The sequence below is a fragment of the Henriciella sp. genome (genome assembly GCF_049649345.1).
GTDB lineage: Bacteria > Pseudomonadota > Alphaproteobacteria > Caulobacterales > Hyphomonadaceae > Henriciella.
The window spans coordinates 1-6,534 of the sequence record NZ_JBARZC010000446.1 but is presented as its reverse complement, the minus strand read 5'-3'; the positions used below and the strand labels follow the sequence as shown (position 1 = coordinate 6,534).

At 61.0% G+C, this 6,534-nt stretch carries 7 protein-coding genes and 1 pseudogene; 3 read left to right on the top strand and 5 right to left on the bottom strand.

Annotation, left to right across the window (positions count from 1 at the left end):
* On the bottom strand, positions 1-685 hold a 685-nt coding region (locus tag WA989_RS12400; protein WP_424340806.1), incomplete at its 3' end, for a hypothetical protein.
* Between the two features lie 3 nt (positions 686-688).
* Positions 689-841: pseudogene (locus tag WA989_RS12395) on the bottom strand (hypothetical protein); the annotation flags it as partial.
* Positions 842-1,054: 213 nt separating this feature from the next.
* Here WA989_RS12395 and WA989_RS12390 point away from each other — a divergent pair.
* Positions 1,055-1,864: a thymidylate synthase gene (locus tag WA989_RS12390; RefSeq protein ID WP_424340805.1), complete on the top strand. Its 810-nt coding sequence runs from the start codon at positions 1,055-1,057 to the stop codon at positions 1,862-1,864.
* Positions 1,865-1,947: 83 nt separating this feature from the next.
* On the opposite strand, the gene WA989_RS12385 is transcribed toward WA989_RS12390, so the two are convergent.
* Positions 1,948-2,733: an SDR family oxidoreductase gene (locus WA989_RS12385; RefSeq protein WP_424340804.1), complete on the bottom strand. Its 786-nt coding sequence runs from the start codon at positions 2,731-2,733 to the stop codon at positions 1,948-1,950.
* A 97-nt stretch (positions 2,734-2,830) separates the two neighbouring features.
* Entirely contained in the window at positions 2,831-3,538 is a 708-nt protein-coding gene (locus WA989_RS12380; protein WP_424340803.1) for a VUT family protein, read from the bottom strand.
* Between the two features lie 124 nt (positions 3,539-3,662).
* Between WA989_RS12380 and WA989_RS12375 the strand changes: the two genes are divergently transcribed.
* Both WA989_RS12375 and WA989_RS12370 read left to right on the top strand, forming a co-directional pair.
* Positions 3,663-4,187, top strand: coding sequence for a dihydrofolate reductase (locus WA989_RS12375; protein WP_424340802.1), 525 nt, complete (start codon positions 3,663-3,665; stop codon positions 4,185-4,187).
* Positions 4,188-4,270: 83 nt separating this feature from the next.
* Positions 4,271-5,179, top strand: coding sequence for an SMP-30/gluconolactonase/LRE family protein (locus WA989_RS12370; RefSeq protein ID WP_424340801.1), 909 nt, complete (start codon positions 4,271-4,273; stop codon positions 5,177-5,179).
* A 145-nt stretch (positions 5,180-5,324) separates the two neighbouring features.
* On the opposite strand, the gene WA989_RS12365 is transcribed toward WA989_RS12370, so the two are convergent.
* Positions 5,325-6,494 (bottom strand): Mrp/NBP35 family ATP-binding protein, encoded by a 1,170-nt coding sequence (locus tag WA989_RS12365; RefSeq protein ID WP_424340800.1) that lies wholly within the window; start codon positions 6,492-6,494, stop codon positions 5,325-5,327.
* Positions 6,495-6,534 lie beyond the last annotated feature (40 nt).

Here is a 6,534-nt window from a genome sequence, read left to right as displayed (position 1 = left end):
GTTCAATGTCATCCTTGCCCGAGACAGGAGAGCAGTAGCGTCCCCATGTCAGGAAGATGTCATTCTTGCTCACCTTGGTGGGCGAGATGCATGGCCAGGAGGTCCAGTCTTCGGGCATTTCCAGATCGGCATAAGGATCGGGTGTCGGCCGGCCATGGGCGATCGGTGAAATGCAGTCTGTGGTGTAGATCACGGACCCGTTTTCGATACCCCCAGCCGCATAGGCGCACGTGGTCGACAGGGTGCCGGACCCGCCCATGTCAATGCTGGTGTCTTTGCGAGAATTCGAGATCACCGCGCAGCTCTCCAGCGTCACGGCCGCAGACCCGGTGACAGCGACGCCGGTTGGATTGTGTTCGCCCAGCGCCAGAACGCAGCCATCCATGCCGTAATGATACATCGCTGTAGTCGCGACGGGGAATTGCATCGATTCCTTGCCGATAGCGGCGGTGATGGCGGACGGCTCATTGCACGTCCAGCCGGCACGGACCGCATCGCGGTGCTCGCTGATCGAGAAGTCCTCCATCGTGCAGGCAAGCCCGTCAGCCTCCATGCTGACTTTCGTCTGCATCGCCGCCATCGCAGCGCGCCTGACCTCTTCGTCACTCGCATCCTTCAGTAGCTCTATCGCGGCAGCAATCGTTGCCGCATCCGAAGCAGACTGCATTGCGACCTTTGTATTCATGACGTTTCTTGTGTCGAGCGTCAGGGCGATAACCCCGAAAATCGGCAGAATGGTTAGGGCCGCGATCGCTGCAACATTTCCTGAAATGTCCAGTGAGAATGGCCGGAGGACCCCTGCCGGACGCTTCGCTGCCCTGCTGCGAATTGCCAGATTCATCGCATATCCCGCCCAGATCCTCTCAACCGCGAAAGCCTAGTGCCGAAATCTTTTCGGGGATGCTGACGGAGCCGGGTAATTTGCTGACCGGGGGTTTATGTTGGGTTAGCCATGATCGCGGCCAGGCTGTCAGCCTGTGCAAAGGACGCGAAAAGCTGGGGGCGGGTGCTGGAATGTCTGGACTTCGAAGGCCGAGTCGGCATTGATAATCTCATGCCCCACTCAGCTGATATACCCTATCTCGCCCTGCTCAGGGATGTCCTCGACAATGGCATTGCAAGGGGCGACCGGACAGGCACAGGCACGCTCGGCGTGTTCGGCCGGCAGATGCGGTTCGACCTTGCCGAGAGCTTCCCGCTGCTGACGACCAAGAAGCTCCACCTGCGCTCCATCATTATCGAGCTCTTATGGTTTCTGAAGGGCGATACCAATATCGCCTATCTGAAGGACAATGGCGTCTCCATCTGGGATGAGTGGGCCGACGAGAATGGTGACCTTGGGCCGGTCTATGGCAAGCAATGGCGCTCCTGGGCGGCGCCTGACGGGCGCACCATCGACCAGATCGAGTGGGTGCTGAACGAGATCAGGACCAATCCGAACTCGCGCCGCCTCGTCGTCTCGGCCTGGAACCCGGCGGATGTGAACGAGATGGCGCTGCCGCCATGCCACTGCCTGTTCCAGTTCTTTGTCGCCGACGGCAAGCTCAGCTGCCAGCTCTATCAGCGCTCCGCCGACATCTTCCTCGGCGTGCCATTTAATATCGCATCCTACGCCTTGCTCACCATGATGATGGCGCGCGCCACAGGGCTGGAGCCGGGCGAATTCATCCACACGCTCGGCGATGCGCACCTTTATTCCAACCATGTCGAACAGGCGAAGCTTCAGCTCACCCGTGAGCCGCTCAGCCCCCCGAAGATGATCCTCAACCCGGACAAGACCGATCTGTTCGGCTGGGCGTATGAGGATTTCGAACTGGTCGGCTATGAGGCGCACAAGCACATCAAGGCGAAGGTCGCGGTCTAGATCTTCGCTCAGGAAAAGCGTGAAAAACCAAACGCCCTCATCCTGAGCACAGTCGAAGGACGAGGGCGTTGAAGGATCAGGCCCTAGCGCGGTGCCATCCGGATCGATCCGTCCAGCCTGAAATTATGGCCGTTGAGATAGGTATTCCGCGCAATCTCGCAGGCCAGCGACCCGAACTCTTCCGGCTTGCCGAGGCGTTTGGGGAAGGGCACCGAGGCTGCCAGACTATTGAGCACCTTGTCCGGCGCGCCGAGCATTAGCGGCGTTGCGAAAATGCCGGGCATGATCGAATTGACGCGAATGCCGATATCCATCAGATCCCGCGCCATCGGCAAGACGAGGCCGTTCACGCCGGCCTTGCACGAGCCATAGACCACTTGGCCGATCTGCGCGTCCTGCGCGGCGACAGAGGCCGTCAGCGTGATCGAGCCACGTTCGCCATCATCATTGAGCGGCTCGGCGTTCGCCATGCCTAGCGCCGACATGGACGCGATACGGTAGGACGCGGTCAGAATGCCGGCCGCGCCGAATTCATAGCTCTCGGTTGGCAGGCGCTTGAACGACATGGTCTCCTTGTCGAAACGCAGCGTCTTGCCGCCTTTTGCGGTCATCGCACAATGCACGGTGATCCGCTCCTGGCCGTGCGCCTCGCGCGCCTTCTCGAAGCCCGCCTCGCAGGAGGCCTCATCGAGAATGTTCACATTGCAGAAGATGCCGCCAATGGCGTCGGCAACCTCCTTGCCCTTGTCTTCCTGAATGTCGAAGATCGCGACTTTCACACCATGCGCGGCAAGCGCTTCTGCGGTCGCACGGCCAAGACCGGATGCGCCGCCTGTGACCACGGCCGGTGTATTCTTTCCAAGTTCCATGAATGTCCTCCCTGACAAGTGTTTTCAGGGACAATAGCTACGAGAACGCGCTTGGAAACCGTGCCGTCAGGGCAGGGGCGGCTGGCGAGCGGGGAGCCTATCGGAACGCTTCTGCGGTCTCCGGCTCGACGCTGCCATCATAGGGATCGATCTTTCCAGCCTCCTCGCGGCGCCTGACAAGGTATGAGACGATCACCGCGCCGACCATCTTGCCGAGGATGAAGACGATCCAGTTGGCCCAGTGCAGCATATTGCCCGGCTCTTCGCCGAGGCGCATCTGGCGGGCGAGGTCCGCGCCATAAAGGAAAATGGTCGTATCAACGGGCGCGGCGACGGCCGAGGACAGGACGATGCGGGTCGACAGACGGTATTTCGTGAAGGTGTAGATCAGCCAGTCGGTCATTTCCGAGATCGCGAACGCGATGCCCGACGCGAGCGCGATCACCGGCCATGCATAGTAGAACGACCAGGCAATCGCGAGCGCCATGACAACGAGCACCTTGTGGCCCATGCCGCGCTGGACGAAGTCGCGAAACACGAAGACCAGGCCGGTGACCATGGTCAGCGGGTGCAGCTCGATCCCCTTCGTGAATGTTTCATTCGCGCCAACCAGCGACCACGGTTCGATCACACCGAACGACCAGTTCAGAAAAGGGATGGTAACAAAATAAAGAAACGCCCAAAATCGCCCGCCGAAATAGAAGATCGCGGCAAATGTCACCGACAAACCGAGCAGGACGGGCAGGAGTTGCTCCGGTTGACTGTTTGTCAGGGCAGCAATGAGCGCGTTCCAGAATTCGATCATGTGTTGAAACTCTTCTACTGGTGTGAGCACGCGGTTGAACTAATTGAAACTATGCTGAATGAACAGGACCGGATGGGGCTGATTCAGCTGCTGCGACAAGTGGCAGTGAGGCGGAGGGTTCGTAATGGCTGGCGACATCAAACTCTCACTTATCGTTGCACGGTCGAGAAACGGTGTCATCGGTAAAGACGGCGATCTGCCCTGGCACCTGTCGGGGGATCTTGCCCTGTTCAAGACATCCACGTCCGGCAAACCGATCATAATGGGCCGCAAGACCTGGGAGAGCCTGCCGCGCAAACCGCTGCCGAAACGCACCAATATCGTGCTGACGCGTGACTGGGCTTATGCGGCGATCGGCGCGCGTGTCTATTCAAGCTTCAGCGCGGCTGTGGCGGCGGCAAGAGCGATCGCCGCCAAGGATGGCGAGGACGAGGTCTTCGTGATCGGCGGCGCCTCGCTCTATGAACGCGCTATCGAGATGGCGGACCGGCTCTATATCACCGAAGTCGACGCCGACATCGAAGGCGACACCTGTTTTCCGGAGTTTGACGAGAGTGAATTTACCGAGGCTGGCCGCTCGGTTCAGGCAGCCGACGAGAAGAACGAATACGGATTCGCGTTTCGCGTGCTGGAGCGCAGCGCTCCCTAGAGCTTTCCCCAACGGTCCGGCTTGCAACACACGTTGTCGAGCGCGACAGTCCCTGAAAAAGAGACGTATCAGGGAGGTGAGCTATGGATTTTGAAGTGATTGCTGAGGGGCTGCGGTTTCCCGAGGGCCCGGTCGTCATGGCGAACGGTTCCATCATCGTCGTCGAGATCGAGAGCAAGAAGATCACCCGCTGCTGGGCGGGCGGCAAGACAGAGACCATTGCCGAGCCGGGCGGCGGGCCGAACGGGCTCGCGATCGGTCCGGACGGCGCACTCTGGGTCACCAATAATGGCGGCTTCACCTATCATGACCGCGGCGGGCTGCTGATCCCGGGTCATTGTCCGCCAGACTATTCCGGCGGGCGGATCGAACGCGTCGACATGTCCACCGGCAAGGTCGAAGTGGTCGCCACCCATTGCGGCGATCGGCCCCTCAAAGGCCCCAACGATCTCGTTTTCGACAAGGCCGGCAATCTCTATTTCACCGACCTCGGCAAAACGTATGAGACCAGCCGGGACACTGGCGGCATCTACTTCATGGGGGCGGGCTCCAACACCGTCGAGGAGCTTGACTACAACCATATTTCGCCCAATGGCGTCGGTCTGTCGCCGGACGAGAAGACGGTCTACTTCGCCGATACAATGACAGGCCGCGTCTGGGCCTATGATCTTGAAAGCCCGGGCGTTGCGAAACAGGCCTCGCCCTTCGCAAAGGGCCGCGTCGTCGCCGGTATGCCGGACCTTCGTTATTTCGACAGCCTCGGGATCTCTGCGGCCGGCAATGTCTGCGTCGCCACCATTCTCAAGGGCGGGATAACGACCGTGCAGCCGAATGGCGAGCATTCCCACATCGCCCTGCCGGACCCGTTCGTGACCAATATCGCCTTTGGCGGCGAGGATATGCGCGACGCCTATATAACCCTCTCCGGCACCGGAAAACTCATCAAGTGCCGCTGGCCGGAGCCGGGATTGACGCTCAATTTCAATGCCTGAGGCATCCCTCTCCTTGAAGATGGCGACTTCCTCTTGAGGCGCCACCGAGCGGCATCCGCCCGAGACATTTGGGCTGACGCCTAATTATCCTCGCCAGCAAATATCCAGAATTTGTGTGCCAGCGCCGACTCCGGCCTCTTGCGGCCTAATCCTCGAAGATGATCTTTGGCGGATCCTTGGTCTGCAGATTGTCCAGGTTGAGCGCGACGGAGCGGGCAATCTCGTGGAACAGGGCTGACGCTTCGCCGCCGCTCATCGCAGCTGGTGTGCCGGCATCGCCGCCTGCGCGGATTTCCTGCAGCATCGGCAGCTGGCCGAGCAGCGGCAGGCCGAGCGCGTCCGCCATGCGCTGTCCGCCGCCTTCGCCCATCAGATGGTGTCTGTTGCCAGCCGGGTCTTCGAACCAGCTCATCGTTTCGATAATGCCGAGCACGGGCACAGCCGTTTTCGCGAACATGGCAGCGCCGCGGCGGACGTCCGAAAGGGCGACTTCCTGCGGTGTCGTCACGAGGACCGCCGCGGTAACCGGCACTTTCTGCGCAATCGCGAGTTGCGCGTCACCCGTGCCGGGCGGAGTATCGATGATCAAGAGGTCGAGCGGATCCTCCGGCGTGCCCCAGGCGGCATCGTTCAGCATCTGGGTGATCGCCGACATGACGATCGGCCCGCGCCAGATCATCGGGGCGTCCGGGTCCGACAGGTACCCGATCGACAGGGAGTGAATGCCGTGCGCCTCAACGGGCACGAGTTTGCCGTCCGGCGTCGTTGCCGGGGACTGATCGGTGGTGCCCAGCATGGTTGGCGCGCTCGGCCCGTAAATGTCTGCGTCTAGCAGTCCTGTCCTGAGGCCGAGTTTGGCAAAGGAAGCGGCGAGATTGATCGCGACCGTGGACTTGCCGACCCCGCCCTTGGCGCTCGCCACGACCAGGATGCGGGAGATGCCGGGTATCTTGTCTGTCGAGGGCGCGCCGGGTTGGCCCTGGGAGATCGCCTCATCAGACAGGCGCGCGCCCTTGCGCACGCGCTGCGTGCCAGGTTTCGGGGCCGGTTCAGCTGGCGCGGCGGGTGCCGACGGGCTGCGTTCGGCTGTCAGCATGGCACGGGCCTGCGTCACGCCCTTCACATTCATGGCGCGCGCTTCAGCTTCGATGCGGCGGGATTCGGACTCTTCGAGCTTTGACGGATCACCCTCGATCACGAGCGTAACCACCCCGTCTTCTTTTACCCGGATGCCTTGCAGCCAGTCCGGATCGCCCAGCGCCGCGCGGATACGGGCTTCGAGCTTGTCGGATTGTCGCGATTTGCGACGAAACATGCGGCTTACTCCTTGATGCGTGCGCTATGGGGTGCACATA